The organism is Inquilinus limosus (assembly GCF_002195995.1).
Classification (GTDB): domain Bacteria; phylum Pseudomonadota; class Alphaproteobacteria; order DSM-16000; family Inquilinaceae; genus Inquilinus; species Inquilinus limosus_C.
In genome coordinates, this window is record NZ_NHON01000016.1 from 105,107 (window position 1) to 120,194 (window position 15,088).

Annotated in this window: 15 protein-coding genes; 6 read left to right on the forward strand and 9 right to left on the reverse strand. The window is 70.2% G+C overall.

What is annotated here, in order from left to right:
* Nucleotides 1-55 precede the first annotated feature (55 nt).
* Together BWR60_RS11285 and BWR60_RS11290 are read right to left on the reverse strand one after the other, a co-directional pair.
* Nucleotides 56-565: an anthrone oxygenase family protein gene (locus tag BWR60_RS11285; RefSeq protein WP_088151115.1), complete on the reverse strand. Its 510-nt coding sequence runs from the start codon at nucleotides 563-565 to the stop codon at nucleotides 56-58.
* A gap of 78 nt (nucleotides 566-643) precedes the next feature.
* A complete protein-coding gene (locus BWR60_RS11290; protein WP_179221719.1) occupies nucleotides 644-1,111 on the reverse strand; it encodes a YybH family protein in 468 nt (155 codons plus the stop codon).
* A 191-nt stretch (nucleotides 1,112-1,302) separates the two neighbouring features.
* Between BWR60_RS11290 and BWR60_RS11295 the strand changes: the two genes are divergently transcribed.
* The gene (locus BWR60_RS11295; RefSeq protein WP_144445589.1) at nucleotides 1,303-1,860 is read left to right on the forward strand and encodes a hypothetical protein; all 558 of its coding nucleotides are present in this window, start codon (nucleotides 1,303-1,305) and stop codon (nucleotides 1,858-1,860) included.
* 7 nt (nucleotides 1,861-1,867) lie between these two features.
* Here the strand turns inward: BWR60_RS11295 and BWR60_RS11300 are convergent, their stop codons facing one another.
* From BWR60_RS11300 to BWR60_RS11310, 3 genes are all read right to left on the reverse strand, one after another.
* Nucleotides 1,868-2,632: a 5'-methylthioadenosine/adenosylhomocysteine nucleosidase gene (locus tag BWR60_RS11300; protein ID WP_088151118.1), complete on the reverse strand. Its 765-nt coding sequence runs from the start codon at nucleotides 2,630-2,632 to the stop codon at nucleotides 1,868-1,870.
* Between the two features lie 68 nt (nucleotides 2,633-2,700).
* On the reverse strand, nucleotides 2,701-4,095 hold the full coding sequence (locus BWR60_RS11305) for an amino acid permease (protein WP_088151119.1): 1,395 nt from the start codon (nucleotides 4,093-4,095) through the stop codon (nucleotides 2,701-2,703).
* Nucleotides 4,096-4,325: 230 nt separating this feature from the next.
* The gene (locus BWR60_RS11310; RefSeq protein WP_088151120.1) at nucleotides 4,326-5,312 is read right to left on the reverse strand and encodes a glycerophosphodiester phosphodiesterase family protein; all 987 of its coding nucleotides are present in this window, start codon (nucleotides 5,310-5,312) and stop codon (nucleotides 4,326-4,328) included.
* Nucleotides 5,313-5,411: 99 nt separating this feature from the next.
* Here BWR60_RS11310 and BWR60_RS11315 point away from each other — a divergent pair, with 99 nt between their 5' ends.
* The 5 genes from BWR60_RS11315 (at nucleotide 5,412) to pdeM (ending at nucleotide 11,633) form a co-directional block, all read left to right on the forward strand.
* Nucleotides 5,412-7,883 (forward strand): ligase-associated DNA damage response DEXH box helicase, encoded by a 2,472-nt coding sequence (locus tag BWR60_RS11315; protein WP_088151121.1) that lies wholly within the window; start codon nucleotides 5,412-5,414, stop codon nucleotides 7,881-7,883.
* Nucleotides 7,884-7,953: 70 nt separating this feature from the next.
* Nucleotides 7,954-9,711, forward strand: coding sequence for an adenylate/guanylate cyclase domain-containing protein (locus BWR60_RS11320; protein WP_088151122.1), 1,758 nt, complete (start codon nucleotides 7,954-7,956; stop codon nucleotides 9,709-9,711).
* 80 nt (nucleotides 9,712-9,791) lie between these two features.
* On the forward strand, nucleotides 9,792-10,412 hold the full coding sequence (locus tag BWR60_RS11325) for a hypothetical protein (RefSeq protein ID WP_088151123.1): 621 nt from the start codon (nucleotides 9,792-9,794) through the stop codon (nucleotides 10,410-10,412).
* The gene (locus tag BWR60_RS11330; RefSeq protein ID WP_088151124.1) at nucleotides 10,409-10,852 is read left to right on the forward strand and encodes a hypothetical protein; all 444 of its coding nucleotides are present in this window, start codon (nucleotides 10,409-10,411) and stop codon (nucleotides 10,850-10,852) included. The genes BWR60_RS11325 and BWR60_RS11330 overlap by 4 nt, the downstream gene beginning before the upstream one ends.
* A 61-nt stretch (nucleotides 10,853-10,913) precedes the next feature.
* Nucleotides 10,914-11,633: a ligase-associated DNA damage response endonuclease PdeM gene (pdeM, locus tag BWR60_RS11335; RefSeq protein WP_088151125.1), complete on the forward strand. Its 720-nt coding sequence runs from the start codon at nucleotides 10,914-10,916 to the stop codon at nucleotides 11,631-11,633.
* Nucleotides 11,634-11,664: 31 nt separating this feature from the next.
* On the opposite strand, the gene BWR60_RS11340 is transcribed toward pdeM, so the two are convergent.
* Genes BWR60_RS11340 through BWR60_RS11355 form a run of 4 tightly spaced genes read right to left on the reverse strand, consistent with a single transcriptional unit; the run spans nucleotide 11,665 to nucleotide 14,798 of the window.
* A complete protein-coding gene (locus BWR60_RS11340) occupies nucleotides 11,665-12,363 on the reverse strand; it encodes an HdaA/DnaA family protein (RefSeq protein WP_088151126.1) in 699 nt (232 codons plus the stop codon).
* Nucleotides 12,360-13,454: an AI-2E family transporter gene (locus BWR60_RS11345; protein WP_088151127.1), complete on the reverse strand. Its 1,095-nt coding sequence runs from the start codon at nucleotides 13,452-13,454 to the stop codon at nucleotides 12,360-12,362. Before BWR60_RS11345 ends, BWR60_RS11340 begins: the two co-directional genes overlap by 4 nt.
* On the reverse strand, nucleotides 13,451-14,017 hold the full coding sequence (locus BWR60_RS11350; RefSeq protein ID WP_179221720.1) for a CDP-alcohol phosphatidyltransferase family protein: 567 nt from the start codon (nucleotides 14,015-14,017) through the stop codon (nucleotides 13,451-13,453). Before BWR60_RS11350 ends, BWR60_RS11345 begins: the two co-directional genes overlap by 4 nt.
* A gap of 43 nt (nucleotides 14,018-14,060) precedes the next feature.
* Complete coding sequence (locus BWR60_RS11355) at nucleotides 14,061-14,798, reverse strand: hypothetical protein (protein ID WP_088151129.1); 738 nt, start codon at nucleotides 14,796-14,798, stop codon at nucleotides 14,061-14,063.
* Between the last annotated feature and the right edge of the window lie 290 nt (nucleotides 14,799-15,088).

The following is a 15,088-nucleotide window of genomic DNA, read 5'->3' on the forward strand; positions in this document are numbered from 1 at the left end:
TTGTCATCCGCAATGCGCCTGTCGAGCCGCATCTCACGAAACCGCACGGCCTTTTCTACCCGGCCACGCCGATGGCCAAGGCGACGAAGCCGATCGCGGCGAGGACCGCCCGGACGGCGTGCGACCGCTCCCATCGATCACGGTGGCTCGTCCAGCTCTCCTCGCCGGCATCCGCGGCTCTCTCGCGGTGCAGCGGATCCTGGGCGAAGAACCCGGTGCCTGCCCGCCCCATCGCCCGGTTCCGCAGCCAGTAGCGGTTCACCGGATGCGTCAGCAGCCAGTAAACGGCATGCATCGCCGCCAGGGCGACCAGCGCTGCCGCCATCCACCAGAACCCGGCATCGCCGGCCGGGGTCATCACCAGCAGGACCAGCACGGCAAGGATGCTGATGACCTCGCCGAAGCCACCCACCACGGTGAAGCCGGGGTAGTAGATCGGCTGCACGGCCAGATACGCGTCCCGGTCGAGGCGCATCTTTCCCGGCCACTCGAGCGCATGCGCCAGCGCCGGGGTCAGCGCCAGCGCAACCAGGCAAAGGCTCACCACCTGCAGGGTCTGGAGCATGCTCCGTCTCCACCGGCTTGCTGGCGGCACCGACCGTCGCCGGCGGCGCCGCCTCCGGAAGGAAACGGGACCTCCCGGTCAGAAGTTCAGGTTGCGGATGATCTGCCAGTGCCCGGAAGCGCCGCGCTGCCACACCGTCAGGTAGAGGCCCGAGGAGGTCTGGCTCTTGCCGCTGGCGTCGACTTTGGTGCTGTCGCCATGACCCCATTCATAGATCAGACCGTCGCGGATGACCTGGATCCCCTCCTGCTGGATGGTGCCGCCGGTGATCTTGGTGCCGGGGATCAGACGCTCCTTGAGAAAGGCCTCGATCGCCGCCCGGCCGACATATGTCTTGCCGCTGCCGAGGATGAACATGGCGTCGTCGGCGAACGGCTCGGCGGCCTTCCGGACATCGCCCGCCTGCAGCGCCGGCACCCAGTCGGCATTGGCCTTGTCGATCTCGGGCCTGGCCGAGGCCAGGTCCTGTTCCGGCGTCGCCGCGGCGGCTCCGAGCGACAGGGCGATGCCGAGCGCGAGGGTGGTGAGCAAGAGACCCGACTTCATGGCGTTCCTCCTGGCTGTTGCTTCGGGCCGTGTCGCCGGCCCCATCCGGCACTATAACCATCAAGAAGGTTAGGGAGAGAGTCGAAATCCACGTGGCGGAGATGACAAAGACTTCATGCGGCAGGCCGGAATAAGGCCGGGCCGGGCGAGGTCCATAAGGCATCGTCTCCCCACCAGCCATGGACCTCTCCATGACCCGCTTCCTGCTCTCCCCGCTTCACCCGCGCCGGCCGGCCCGCATCCTGGTGGCCGCAATCCTCGCGCTGGCCGGCGGCGCCCTGCCCACCCTCGCCGCGGTGCCACGCGTGGTGACAGACGAGATCGACCCGGTCACGCTGATCCCGTTCAGCGTCGCCTCGGGCAGGGCCGAACTGCCCGTCTCGGTGCAGGGCAATCCGTTCATGGCGTCGGGCATCGCCGATGCGGTGACACGGATCATGACCCAAGGCTTCGGCGGCGGGCACACCCGCTTCGTGCCCGTCGCAACGCCGACTGCCGGACCGGCGCATACGCCCTATTATTCCGTGGTCCTCAACCCGGCGCACGGCCTGCTGCCGGATGCGCTGTGCAGCGGCGATACGATCGCCACCGAGCCGGCGATGAGGCCGATCGTGGTGCGGGCCGCGACCTGCCTGGACGGGCAGGCTCAATCCGCCGCCACCGGCACTCTCGGCCAGGCCTCCGGGCCGGACGACCCGGGCTTCACCGGGCTGGTCCGCGACCTGACGCAGCGGCTGATGACCCTGTGAGGGGCGGCTACAGCACTGTCGAGATGCGCCCGACGACGCGGGCGGCGATGCGGGCGGCGGCGTCGAGGAAGGCGGGGAAATCCATGTGGCTTTCGCTGCCGGCGAGGTCGCTGAGCGCCCGGACCACCACCGTGGGCACGCCGAAGCGCTCGGCCACCGCCGCCACCGCCGCACCCTCCATCTCGATGGCGACGCCGCCGAATTCGCGGTGCAGCCGCTCCCGCTCCTGCGCGTCGTTGAGGAAGATGTCGCCGGTCAGGACAGTGCCGAAGATCAACCGCGACCGGTGCGACTCGCCACCGGTCGCGGTGGCGTCGAATCCACCGATATCAAGGCCTTCGAGAGCGTCCTTGATCTTCTCTCTGAGCATTGGATCCAGACCGTAGCCGGTCTCCTCGGGGAAGCCGGGCAGCGGCGGCACGCCGGGCTGATACGGCTTCAGCCGGCCGTCGACCCGGGCACCGTAATCGTGCATCACCAGCCGGTCCGCCACCACCACGTCGCCGATGGCGAGGTCCGGGTCGAGGCCGCCGGCGACGCCGGAGAACAGCAGCGAGGCGCAGCCGAACTCCTGCAGCAGCAGGGTCGCGACCATGGCGGCATGGCTCTTGCCGATGCCGGCCTCGACGGCCACCAGGTCGCGGGTGCCGAGGCGGCCAAGGCGGAAGCGGCAGCCGGCGATCTCCCGCTCGGTGCGCACCACCAGGTCGGCATGCGCCGCCAGCTCCTGCGGAATCGCCGCCATCAGCCCGATCGGTCCGTCCGCGCGCATCACAGTCTCCCTTCGTGTCGCCGCCCCTTATGCGCCGGCTGTCGGGCCGGCGCAAAGGGGTGCGACGCTCAGGACAGGCCGAGCGCCGGCCGGCGACGGCCGCCGGTCAGCAGGTAGCCGACGATCAGCAGCCCGAACCACACCGGGGCGACATAGAGCGCCACCCGGGTCGACGGGTCGAAGCCAAGGAACACCGCAACCAGCACCAGGAAGGCCACCACCAGCCAGTTGGCGACCGGCGCGCCCGGCATGCGGAAGGCGACCGGTGCCGACCGGCCCTCGGCCACGGCGCGGCGGTAGCCGAGATGGGCGATCATGATGATGCCCCAGGTCCACAGGCTGCCGACCAGCGAGATGCTGGTGACCCAGATGAACGCCTCCTCCGGCACCACATAGTTCAGCCCGACGCCGATCAGCATCACCGCGGCCGAGGCGGCGATGCCCGCCACCGGCACGTGGTTGCGACTGACCCGGCCGAAGGCGCGCGGCGCCTGGCCGGACCGGGCCAGGGTGAACAGCATGCGGCCGTTGCTGAACAGCCCGCTGTTGCAGGACGAGGCGGCGGCGGTGATGACCACGAGGTTGATCACGTCGGCCGCGGCGGACAGCCCCAGCTTGTCGAACACGAAGACGAAGGGGCTGGCATTCGGGTCCAGCTGGGTCCAGGGCAGCAGCGACATGATCACCGCCAGCGCGCCCAGGTAGAAGATCAGGATGCGCCAGATGATGCCGTTGGTGGCGCGCGGCAGCACCTTCGCCGGATCCTCGGCCTCGCCGGCGGTGACGCCGATCAGCTCGACCCCCTGATAGGCGAACATCACCATCTGCAGCGCCAGCACGGCGCCGAGCACGCCGAAGGGCAGGAAGCCGCCATGCGACCACAGGTTGGTGACGCTGGCCCCCTGCCCCAGGTCGCCGATGCCGAAGATGATCACGGCCAGGCCGCCCAGGATCAGCGCGACGATGGTCACGACCTTGATCAACGCGAACCAGAATTCCAGCTCGCCGAACAGCCGCACCGCCACGATGTTGACCACGGTCAGCACCGCCAGCGTCACCAGCGCCGGGATCCATTGCGGCACGTCCGGCAGCCAGTAGTGGACATAGACGCCGACCGCGGTGATCTCGGCCATGCCGATCACCACCCACATGAACCAGTAGGACCAGCCGGTGGCGAAGCCGGCGAAGGGGCCGACGAACTCCTCGGCATAAGTGGCGAAGGACCCGGCCACCGGCTTGTGCAGCAGAAGCTCGCCCAGCGCCCGCATGATGAAGAAGATGGCGATGCCGCCGATGGCATAGCTCAGCAGCAGCCCCGGCCCGGCCTTGGCGATCGCCTTGCCGGAGCCGAGGAACAGGCCGACGCCGATGGCGCCGCCGATCGCGATCATGTGGATGTGGCGGCTCTTCAGCCGGCGGGCGAGATCGCCGCCCTCCGCTCCGGTACCGGACGATTGGCTCATAGGGCCCATCGCGCTTCCTCCTGGTTTCTTCGGGCCTGAAGCCCGTCGGCCGGCATCTTAGGAGGGAAAGGAAAAAACGCACCTCCGTTGTTACATAATTTCGTGTCGAATTATCCGCAGCATCGCGAAGGATAGTTCGGCAATAATACCTAAAACTGAATCGATTATTTGTACGATGAAAACATGGAATCGACTGGAGTCCGCAGGCGGCAAGGATGGATTGCCTCGATTCACTTCTTCAGCGCGGAGCCGAAGCGGTCGATCCGGTCGGTCTCGATGCCGCCGGCGTAGCCGTCGGCGACCAGGTCTGCGATCAGCGCCGGATCGTCGATGCCTTCGGAGAAGCCGCCGCCCCAAGGCGCGATCAGGAAGACCGGCGTGCCCGCCGCCTCCATCCGGGCGACGAAGCGGTGAGGCCAGCCCCACAGCCAGGGCGCGACGTTGGACGGCACCAGCAGCACCGATCGCCGGCAGGACTCCGGCACCTGGCCGGTCCAGCCCCACGCGGCATAGCTGACGAAGCAATCCTTGATCGACGCCCGGGACATCGAGCGGAAGTCGGGCAGCCGCTCGCGCAGCACCGCAACCGGCCTGTCGCCGCCATAGGCGGCCAGCAGGTCGCGGCGCTCCGCCGGCAGGGCCGCGAGATACCGGGCCAGCATCTCTCCTTCCGCCGGGTCGTTGCTCTTGACGTTCAGCAGGAAGCGGCGGCCGGGAAAGGCCTCCAGCACCTGGTCCAGTGACGGCATCAGCCCGGTGCCCTTGCCCCGGAACGGGAAGGTCCGGCCGCCATCCGCGGTATAGCCATGGCCGATGTCCAGCGCCTGCAGCCCGGCCAGGCTGTGCGCACGGGTGACGCCATGGCCGTCGGTGCGGCAATCGACCGTCCAGTCATGGAACACGGCGAAATGCCCGTCCGTGGTGGGCTGGATGTCGAGCTCCACCGCACCGGCGCCGAGATCGAAAGCGGCGCGCATCGAGGCGATGGTGTTCTCGAGATAAGGATGCTCCGGCGGCAGCATCCGGGCGGCGGTGCAGGTCTCGCCGGTCAGCCCCGTCCGGTCGAAGCCCTGGGCCAGGCCGCGATGCGCCAGCAGCACCGGCGCCCCACCCGGCGCGCCGTGCAGCCATGAGCTGTTGTTGATGAACACACCCGCGGCGAACACACCCAGGGCGGCGAGAACAAACACTAAACGCTTGCGTGTCCGGCGGGTCATGGGCTGATCTGTCCGGGTGATGGGGCCGGCGCAGGCTGGCCCCGGATCATGGCCGAAACGGCACGGTGCCGTGGCGGTTGGATGTCGAGGCGCAGGCCCATGACCGCACTGGCGGAAACCGCCGAACCGCTGCTGCCGCCGGCCTTCCAGGGCTGGTTCCGGCACAAGGGCTGGACGCCCCACCCGCATCAGCTGGAGATGCTGCAGGCGGCACGCGACGGCACCCATGCCCTGCTGATCGCCCCGACCGGCGGCGGCAAGACCCTGGCCGGCTTCCTGCCGACCCTGACCGAGCTGGCGGAGCGGCCGCGCGAGGGGCTGCACACGCTCTACATCTCGCCGCTCAAGGCGCTGGCGGTCGACATCCATCGCAACCTGGAGCAGCCGATCGCCGAAATGCGGCTGCCGATCCGGGCCGAGACCCGCACCGGCGACACGCCGCAGGTCAAGCGCGAGCGCCAGCGCCGCCATGCGCCGCAGATCCTGATGACGACGCCGGAAAGCCTGGCGCTGCTGCTGTCCTATGGCGATGCCGACCGCATCTTCGGGTCCTTGCGCTGCGTCATCGTCGACGAGTTGCATGCCCTGGCCGGCACCAAGCGCGGCGACCTGCTGGCGCTGGGCCTCGCCCGGCTGGCCACCCTGGCGCCGGAGGCCCGCCGTGTCGGGCTGTCGGCCACGGTGGCGCATCCCGACGCGCTGGTCGCCTGGCTGTCGCCGACCGGCCACGCCGACCCGGCCCTGGTGCGCACGGTGCGCGGGCCGCCCGGGATCAAGCCGATCGTCGAGATCATGGAGACCGAGAGCCGCCTGCCCTGGGCCGGCCATATGGGCACCTACGCGGCCCGGGACCTGTACGACCGCATCCGCAAGGCCGGCACCACGCTCCTCTTCGTCAACACCCGGGCGCAGGCGGAGCTGGTGTTCCAGGCGCTGTGGCGGATCAATGACGAGGTGCTGCCGATCGCGCTGCATCACGGCAGCCTGGCGGCGGAGCAGCGCCGCAAGGTCGAGGCGGCGATGGCGCGGGGCGAGCTGCGCGCGGTGGTCGCCACCTCCTCGCTCGACCTCGGCATCGACTGGGCCGCCGTCGACCTGGTGATCCAGATCGGCGCACCGAAGGGGGCGAGCCGCCTGCTGCAGCGCATCGGCCGGTCGAACCACCGCTTCGACGCGCCCTCGGTCGCGGTGCTGGTGCCGGCCAACCGCTTCGAGGTGCTGGAGTGCCGCGCCGCCTCCGACGCCATCGAGGCGATGACGCTGGACGGCGACCCGCCCGCCCCCGGCACGCTGGACACGCTGGCGCAGCACCTGCTGGGCTGCGCCTGCTCCGCCGCCTTCGAGGCCAAGGCGATGTATGCCGAGGTGCGGCGAGCCGCGCCCTACGCCGCCCTGACCCGCCGCGACTTCGACGACGTGCTGGATTTCGTCGCCCATGGCGGCTACGCGCTGCGCAGCTACGACCGCTTTCACCGGCTGAAGCAGGATGCCGAAGGCCGCTGGAAGGTGGCCAGCGCCGTGGTCGCCCGGCAGTACCGGATGAATGTCGGCACCATCGTCGAGGAGGAGATGCTGAAGGTCCGGCTGTCCGGCGGCTTCGGCAAGGTGCTGGGCGAGGTCGAGGAGTATTTCGCCCAGGGGCTGGTGCCGGGCGACACCTTCATGTTCGCGGGCCAGTTGCTGCGCTTCGAGGGCATCCGCGAGATGTCGGTGATCGCCAGCCGCGCCGCCAGCGGCGAGCCGAAGGTGCCCGCCTATGCCGGCGGCCGGATGCCGCTGACCACCCATCTGGCCGACCGGGTGCGGCGCCTCTTGTCCACCCCCGCCCATTGGGCCGGTCTGCCGGACGACGCGCGGGAGTGGCTGGAGCTGCAGCGCGAGCGTTCCGGCCTGCCCGGCCCGGGCGAGCTAATGATCGAGACCTTCCCGCGCGGCGGCCGGCACTACATGGTGGCCTACTGCTTCGAGGGCCGGCAGGCGCACCAGACGCTGGGCATGCTGGTGACCAAGCGGATGGAGCGCGCCGGGCTGGGACCGATCGGCTTCGTCGCCACCGACTATGTGCTGGCGACCTGGAGCCTGGAGCCGGTGACCGACCCGGCGGTGCTATTCGACGAGGACATGCTGGGCGACGACCTGGAGGCCTGGATGAGCGATTCCAGCCTGCTGCGCCGCACCTTCCGCAACGTCGCGGTGATCGCCGGGCTGATCGAGCGGCGCACGCCCGGCGAGCGCAAGACCGGCCGCCAGGTCACGGTCAGCGCCGACCTGATCTACGACGTGCTGCGCCGCCACCAGCCCGACCATGTGCTGCTGCGCGCCACCCGGGCCGACGCGGCGCGCGGCCTGGTCGACCTCGGCCGCGTCGCCCTGCTGCTGAAGCGCGCCCGGCGCAAGCTGACCCTGCGGGCGCTCGACCGGATCTCGCCCCTGGCCGTGCCGGTGCTGCTGGAGATCGGCCGCGTCAGCATCGCCGATGGCGCCATCGACGCGATGCTGGAGGAGAGCGCCGCGGAGATGATCGCCGAGGCCACGCCGAAGCGGGGCGAGAAAGGCCGGCGGCGGGCGTGACGGGACAACATCATTTGTCGCCTCGGCCCGGTTTTGCTAAAATTGCGCCCTTCGGGGCGAGGACGAGCCCATGGAACAGCCCGAGGTCCAGCGCAGGCTGGCGGCGATCCTGGCGGCGGACATGGTGGGCTACAGCCGGCTGATGGAAGCCGATGAGGCCGGCACCCTCGCGCGGTTGAAGACCCACCGGCTGGAGCTGATCGACCCGGCGATTGCCAAGACCCGCGGCAGCATCGTCAAGACCACGGGCGACGGCCTGCTGGTCGAGTTCGCCAGCATCGTCGATGCCCTGGCCTGCGCCTCGGAGATCCAGCGTCGCATGGCCCGACGCAACAGCGACGTCTCGCCGGCGCGCTGGATCCAGTTCCGCATCGGCATCAATCTCGGTGACGTGATCGTCGAGGACGGCGACCTGTTCGGCGATGGCGTCAATGTCGCGGCGCGGCTGGAGGCGCTGGCCGAGCCGGGCGGGATCTGCGTGTCCGGCGCCGTACGCGACCAGGTCGGAGACCGGCTCGATGTCGGCTTCGAGGATCTCGGCGAGCAGTCGGTCAAGAACATCTCCCGGCCGATCCGCGTCTACCGGGTGCGGCTCGACGCGACGGCGCCGGAGGCCCCGTCCGAGGCGGCCGCAACCGCCGCTCCGGTCGCGACCAAGCCCTCCATCGTCGTGCTGCCCTTCGACAATATGAGCGGCGACGCCGAGCAGGAGTTCTTCGCCGACGGCCTGACCGAGGACATCATCACCGAGCTGTCGCGCTTTCACGAACTGCTGGTGATTTCCCGCAACTCCGCCTTCGTGCACAAGGGCAAGCCGGTGAGGGTGCAGGACATCGCTCGCGAATTCGGCGTCCACTACGTGGTCGAGGGCAGCGTGCGCAAGGCCGGCGGCCGGGTGCGGGTCACGGTGCAGCTGATCGATGGCGAGACCGACCGCCACATCTGGGCCGAGCGATACGACCGCGACCTGGCCGATATCTTCGCCATCCAGGACGAGGTCACCGCGGCGATCGCTGCCACCCTGCCCGGCCGGGTCGAGGCCGCGGCGCGCGACCGGGCGAAGCGGAAGACGACGGGCAATCTGGAAGCCTATGAGTGCCTGCTGGCCGGCAAGATCCTGCACCACCGGTCGACCCGCGACGACAATGTCCAGGCGCTGGCGATGCTCGACCGCGCCGTCGCCCTCGACCCGAAATATGCCCACGCCCATGCCTGGCGCGCCTGCGTGCTGGGCCAGAGCTGGGTCAATGGCTGGTGCGCCGACCGCGACGCCACCTGGGACGCGGTGGTCGGCGAGCTCGAGACCGCCATCGCCCTCGACGACAACGACGCCGATGTCCACCGCATCCTCGCCGCGGTCGCCCTGACGCGCCACGAGTTCGACAGATCCTTGTACCACCAGGAACGCGCGATCGCCTCGAACCCGAACTACGACCTGATCGTGGTGCAGCAGGGCGAGATCCTGACCTGGCTCGGCCGGCCGGAGGAAGGCATCGACTGGATCCGCAAGGCGATGCGGCTCAATCCGCATCACCCGGAGCGGTTCTGGAGCCATCTTGGCCGGGCCTATTACACCGCGAAGCGCTATGCCGAGGCGGTGGAGGCCTACAGCCACATCACCAGGCCCGACCACACCCATCACGCCTTCCTCGCCGCCGCTCTGGCCTGGATGGGCGATGCCACCGCCGCCGGTGCCCATGCCCAGGCAGTGCTGCGGACCAACCCCGATTTCACCGCGGAGGCGTTCCTCGCCACCTTACACTACAAGGGCGACGAGGACCGCGCCCACTGCCGCGACGGCCTGCTCAAGGCCGGGCTGCCTGCCTGATCCGAGGCTTACGAGATGTGTCCTGCCGCCATTCGCCGGATTCGCTAGGATCGTCCGCACCGCGGACTCGGAGGGAATCGATGGCGGAGGATACGGACAGGCGGAACCGCCTGGCCCGGGCCAAGGCGGCGCTGGCGATCGACGCCTCGCCGGCCAGCTGGGCGCGGATCGACTCCGGCTACGAGGCGCTGTGCGTCGACCTGGTCAGCGAATGGGTGCTGGGCGAGCGCCGGCATGAGAGCCAGGGGCAGCAGGCCGAGGCCTGGATCGCCCGCTTCTACGACGACCTGCACAGCGACGAGCAGCCGGACCCTGCCCGGATCTATGCCCGGTTCCAGCTCGGCCTGCCGCGGGCGCAGTATCTGGCCCGGCTGCTTCGCGCCCGACGTTCCGCGCAGTGGCGGGCGGCTGCCAGGATCGAGCTGCGCCGGGTTCTGGAAAGCGCCGAGGCCCGTGCCCACGCGGCGGCGACGGCCGATCCCCGCCAGGACCAGACGCTGCGCTTCGACCTCAGCCTGTCGCGCGGCGCCTATGATGAGCTCGTCACCCTTTATGATTCGGTCGCGGCGGCGGTGACCAACAGCGACCGTCCGGCGCCGCCGGCGAGGAAGCCCTCCTCGCCCACCCTCACCTGGTTCTCGATCACGGCGGAGACGATCCTCGTCCTGCTCGATGCCCTGCGCCGCGAGGACCTGCGATGACGCCGACCAACCCGCTGTCGCTGCTCAGCCCGCTGCTGACCCTGGCCGGCCTGGTCGGCAGCTTCTTCTACATCCAGCTCAGCCAATGGCTGCGCGACCTGGTGGCGCTGCGCCAGAAGGTCGAGCTGAACCGTTTCGCCGGCGACGAGGCGCAGAAGCGCGCCATCATCGAGTGCCGGATCGAGTACCGGCGGCTGGCGACCTGGCACACCTATGCCGTCAACCTGAGCGTCATCGCCTTCGTGCTGTTCATCCTGGTCCTCGGGCTGCTGATGATCCGCCCGGCGGCGGCCGACCCGATGTACGACTACCTGGCGATCGCGCTGTGGGTCTTCCTCGCCGTGTTCGTCGGCCTGGCGTCGGTGCTGTTCTGGCTGGGCCACAGCAAGGCGCGGGAGATCGGGGCGATCCTGGAGCCGAAACGGACGCCCGGCGCCTGAACGGAACAGAAGCCGAACAAAACCAGTTGCCGAGCACGGGCCGGGCGCCTAAACCGGAGTCATGCCGACGCGCACCATCCCGCTCCGCGACCACGCCTTCCGGCCCGACCCGTCGGGCGTGCTGTGGTGGGCGGAGCGGCGCTGGCTGCTGGTGGCCGACCTGCATCTGGAGAAGGCGACGGCGCTGGCCCGGCGCTCGGGCCGGCTGCTGCCGCCGTATGACAGCGCCCAGACGCTGGTCCGGCTCGGCGCCGCGATCGACCGGCTGGACCCGGCCGCCGTGGTGGCGCTCGGCGACAGCTTCCATGATTCGGACGGGGCTGACCGCCTTGCCGCCGAGGATCTGGCGACGCTGACCGGGCTGGCCCGGGGCCGTGACTGGATCTGGGTGCTGGGCAACCACGACCCGGACCTGCCGGCGGCGCTGCCGGGCGACCGGACCGAGGAGTTGCAGGTCGATGGCCTGGTCTGCCGCCACGCCGCCCATGCCGGGGCGCCCAAGCAACCTGATTTTGGCGGCGAGATCTCCGGCCACTACCACCCCAAGGCGGCGATCAGCGGCCGCGCCGGGCGGGTGACCGGGCGCTGCTTCGTCGCCGACGAGCACCGGCTAGTGCTGCCGGCCTTCGGCGCCTACACCGGCGGCCTCGACGTGCTCGACCCCGCGATCCGCCGGCTGCTCGCCCCTATCTTCCACGTCTGGCTGATCGGCCGGACCGGGCTGCATCGCTTCCCCGGCGCCCGGCTGTCGCCGATCGCGCCGCGCTGGATCGCGGCCTGACGGGACCGGCCTCCGCCCGCCTGCCGAAATCCTAGCCCTTGCCCTGCCCCGCCAGGATCGCGCGCACCAGCGGCAGGGTGATCGAGCGGCCCTGCGCCAGGCTGGCGGCGTCGATCTCGGCCACCAGCCGGCGCGCCTCGGCGAAGCTGCGCTCCATCCGCGCCAGCATCGCCTGCACGATCTCCGGCCCCACCGCCAACTGGCGGTCGGCGAACAGCTTGGCCAGCACCTGCGCCAGCAGCACGTCGTCCGGCTCGCCCAGCCCCACGGCCGGCGCCGCCTTCAGCCGCGAGGCCAGGTCCGGCAGCGCCACCCGCCAACGCGCCGGCGGCTCGCGCGCCGCCACCAGCAGGAAGCCGCCGGCCTCCTTCAGCAGGTTGTGCAGGTGGAACAGCGCCCGCTCCGCCGCCGCGTCGCCGGCCACCCGGTCGGCATCGTCCAGCGCCACGGCTCCGGCGGCGGCGAGCTCGGCCGGGTCCGACTCGGCCAGCGCTCCGCCCGCCAGGATGCGGGCGCCGGCCCGCTGCGCCCAGATGCCGAGCAGATGGCTCTTCCCCGCCCCCGGCGCGCCATGCAGGGCCAGGGCCGGCCCCGGCCAGTCCGGCCAGCGCCCGATCCAGCCCGCGGCCTCGCGGTTGCTGTCGGCGACGATGAAATCCTCCGGCCCCAGGGCCGGGGGCAGCGACAGGTCGAAGACGAACTGGGCCACCCCTTCGGTGCTCTTGCTCATGAAACGGTGGGGAGGTCCATGTCGGGAGGGTCGGCGGGAGGCTGGCGGTACAGCGCGCTCTGCCGGTAGCGATGCAGGGCGAAGCGGGTCAGGACGCCGATCACCGCCGCCATCGGCACCGCCAGCATCACGCCGGTGAAACCGAACAGGCTGCCGGCGGCCAGCAGCGCGAAGATCACCCAGACCGGGTGCAGGCCGACGGATTCGCCGACCAGCTTCGGCGTGACGAAGTTGCCTTCGAGGAACTGGCCGAGCAGGAAGATGCCCAGCACCAGCGCCCACATGGTCCAGTCGTCATACTGCACCAGGGCGATACCGACCGAGCTGACCAGCCCGACCAGCGAGCCGACATAGGGAATGATCGAGAGCAGGCCGGTCATCAACCCGACCAGCAGCCCGAAATTCAGCCCGACGATGGTCAGGGCGATGGCGTAGAACAGCCCCAGCAGCAGGCAGACGATCAGCTGGCCGCGGATGAAGCGGGACAAGGTGTGGTTCACCTCGCGCCCCAGGCCGCGGATGGTCTCGCGCTGCGCCACCGGCAGGTTGTGGTCGATCACCCCGATCATGTGGTCCCAGTCGCGCAGCATGTAGAAGGCGACCACGGGAGTGATGAAGACCAGCGACAGCAGGTCGATCAGGGCCATGCCGCCCTGCCACAGGCTGCCGATCACCGTGCCGATCCAGGACACGGCGCTGCCGGCATACTGGCTGACCGCCTTCTGGATCTCGTTGAAATTGGCGGCCGAGACGCGGTGCCGCAGCTCGGCGATCAGCGGCTGCAGCCGCGTCGCGGCCCGGGCGACATAGTCGGGCACGGCCGAGAGCAGCCCGGTCACCTGGTTCAAGAGGATAGGCAGGACGATCAGCGTCACCAGCACGGCGGCGAGCACGAACAGCAGCAGCAGCACCGTGGTCGCCAGCCAGCGGGCCATGCCGATCGCCTGCAGCCGCCGCGCCACCGGGTCGAGCAGATAGGCGATGATCATGCCGGTGACGAAGGGCGCCAGCACGCCGCTGAGCAGCCAGACCAGCAGGCAGAAGACGACGAAGCCGATCAGCCAGAAGCGGATTTGGGCGGAGCCGTTCACGCGTGCGCCCCCGCCGGGGTGAGGAAGCGGCGGATGGTCTCGCGCAGATAGCCGATCGCCGACAGGATCGTGGTCGCGGCCACGACCCAGACCAGCAGCGCGATCGCGCCGCGGGCGTCGACATGCAGCCCCGGCGCCGCCATCACCAGCCCCACCAGAGCCACCTGCATCACGGTGTTGAGCTTGCTGATCATCGACGGCGTCAGCGAGCGGGTGCCGCGGCCGGCGAAATGCAGCACCACCACGCCCAGCACCAGGCCGATGTCGCGCGCCACCACCAGGACTACCAGCCAGACCGGCAGGGCCGCCATCCAGCTCAGCGCCAGATACGTCCCGACCACCAGCAGCTTGTCGGCGATCGGGTCGAGATAGCTGCCCAGCGCCGTGCGCGCCTCCAGCCGGCGGGCCAGGATACCGTCGATTGCGTCGGTCAGCGCCGCCACCACGAACATCCAGAAGGCGGTGACCAGGCGGCCGTCCAGAATCAGCCAGATCGTCACCGGCGCCAGGACGAGCCGGGCCAGGCTGAGCAGGTTGGGCAGGGATCGGACCAGGAGGCGCAAGTAGTCTGACCTCGATGCCAGAAGTGTCGTCACGCCGGCGCTATTACCCGCCGGTTCGGTGCAGTTCCAGCGCCTGGGCGCCCTGCTGCACGGTCAGCCCCTGCTGCGACAGGATCTGGTTGAGCTGGGTCTGGTCGCCGGGGAAATGCAGCTCCAGCACCGCCTGCCGCGAGGTCAGGCTGACCAGGGAGGACGTGACCACGCCACCGAGGCGGGTCAGCCGGCCCTGCACATCGTACCAGTCGGCCGGCGCCGCGATCGGCACGGTGACGGTGACGGAGCCTCGCGCCGCGAAGCCGGGCACGGCGCCAGGCTGCGGCAGGGTCCCCGGCAGCGTTCCCGGCGCCGCGCCGGGCGGAAGGGTGGCGGTGACCGGCGGCGCGGCGGATGCACCGGCCAGCAGCTGCTGCACGCCGGAGCTGCGGAAGGTGTAGGCCAGGGTGGCGGCGTAGTGGCCGGGCGAGGCCTGCTCGGACTTCACCTGGAAGCTCTGCACCAGCCGCTCGACATCCCCATCGGACATGCGGGAGGCGCGGGCCGGATCGGCGCCGATCTGCTGCAGCAGCTGCTGCAGCGCCTTGCGTGGGCCCTGGGCGAAGGCCTTGGTCCGCGCCTCGGTCGCGTTCGCCGCCGTCGCCTCGACCGCGACATTGTCGACGGAGTAGCCGGAGGCGCTGCCCGCGATCGGCGCGCCGCCTGAGGTCTGGGCACGCACCGGCACCAGCCCGGCGCAGAGAAGCGCGGCCGCCAGAGCCAGGGTCGATCCGATGCGAAGCATCATTGCAAAGCCTTCCGGTTCCGCTATGGTCCGCGCGCATCCGCACGGATAATCCGCCTTTATATAGCACCCCTCATTGCGAGGTCATCATGTGCCCGCCGGTCGACCATAGTCCGCATGCCTCACCCTCGATGTGGCCTGCGCCGGTTCAAGACGCCGGCAGGGTAGGAGGCGCGCGCGGCGCGATGCAGCGCATCGGGCAAGCGCGGCGACGCACCCTGCCGGCGTCTTCAACCGGCCCGAAGGGTTGCCTTGCGGCGGGCGCCTGCGGCCCCGGGCGGCTCGACCGTATG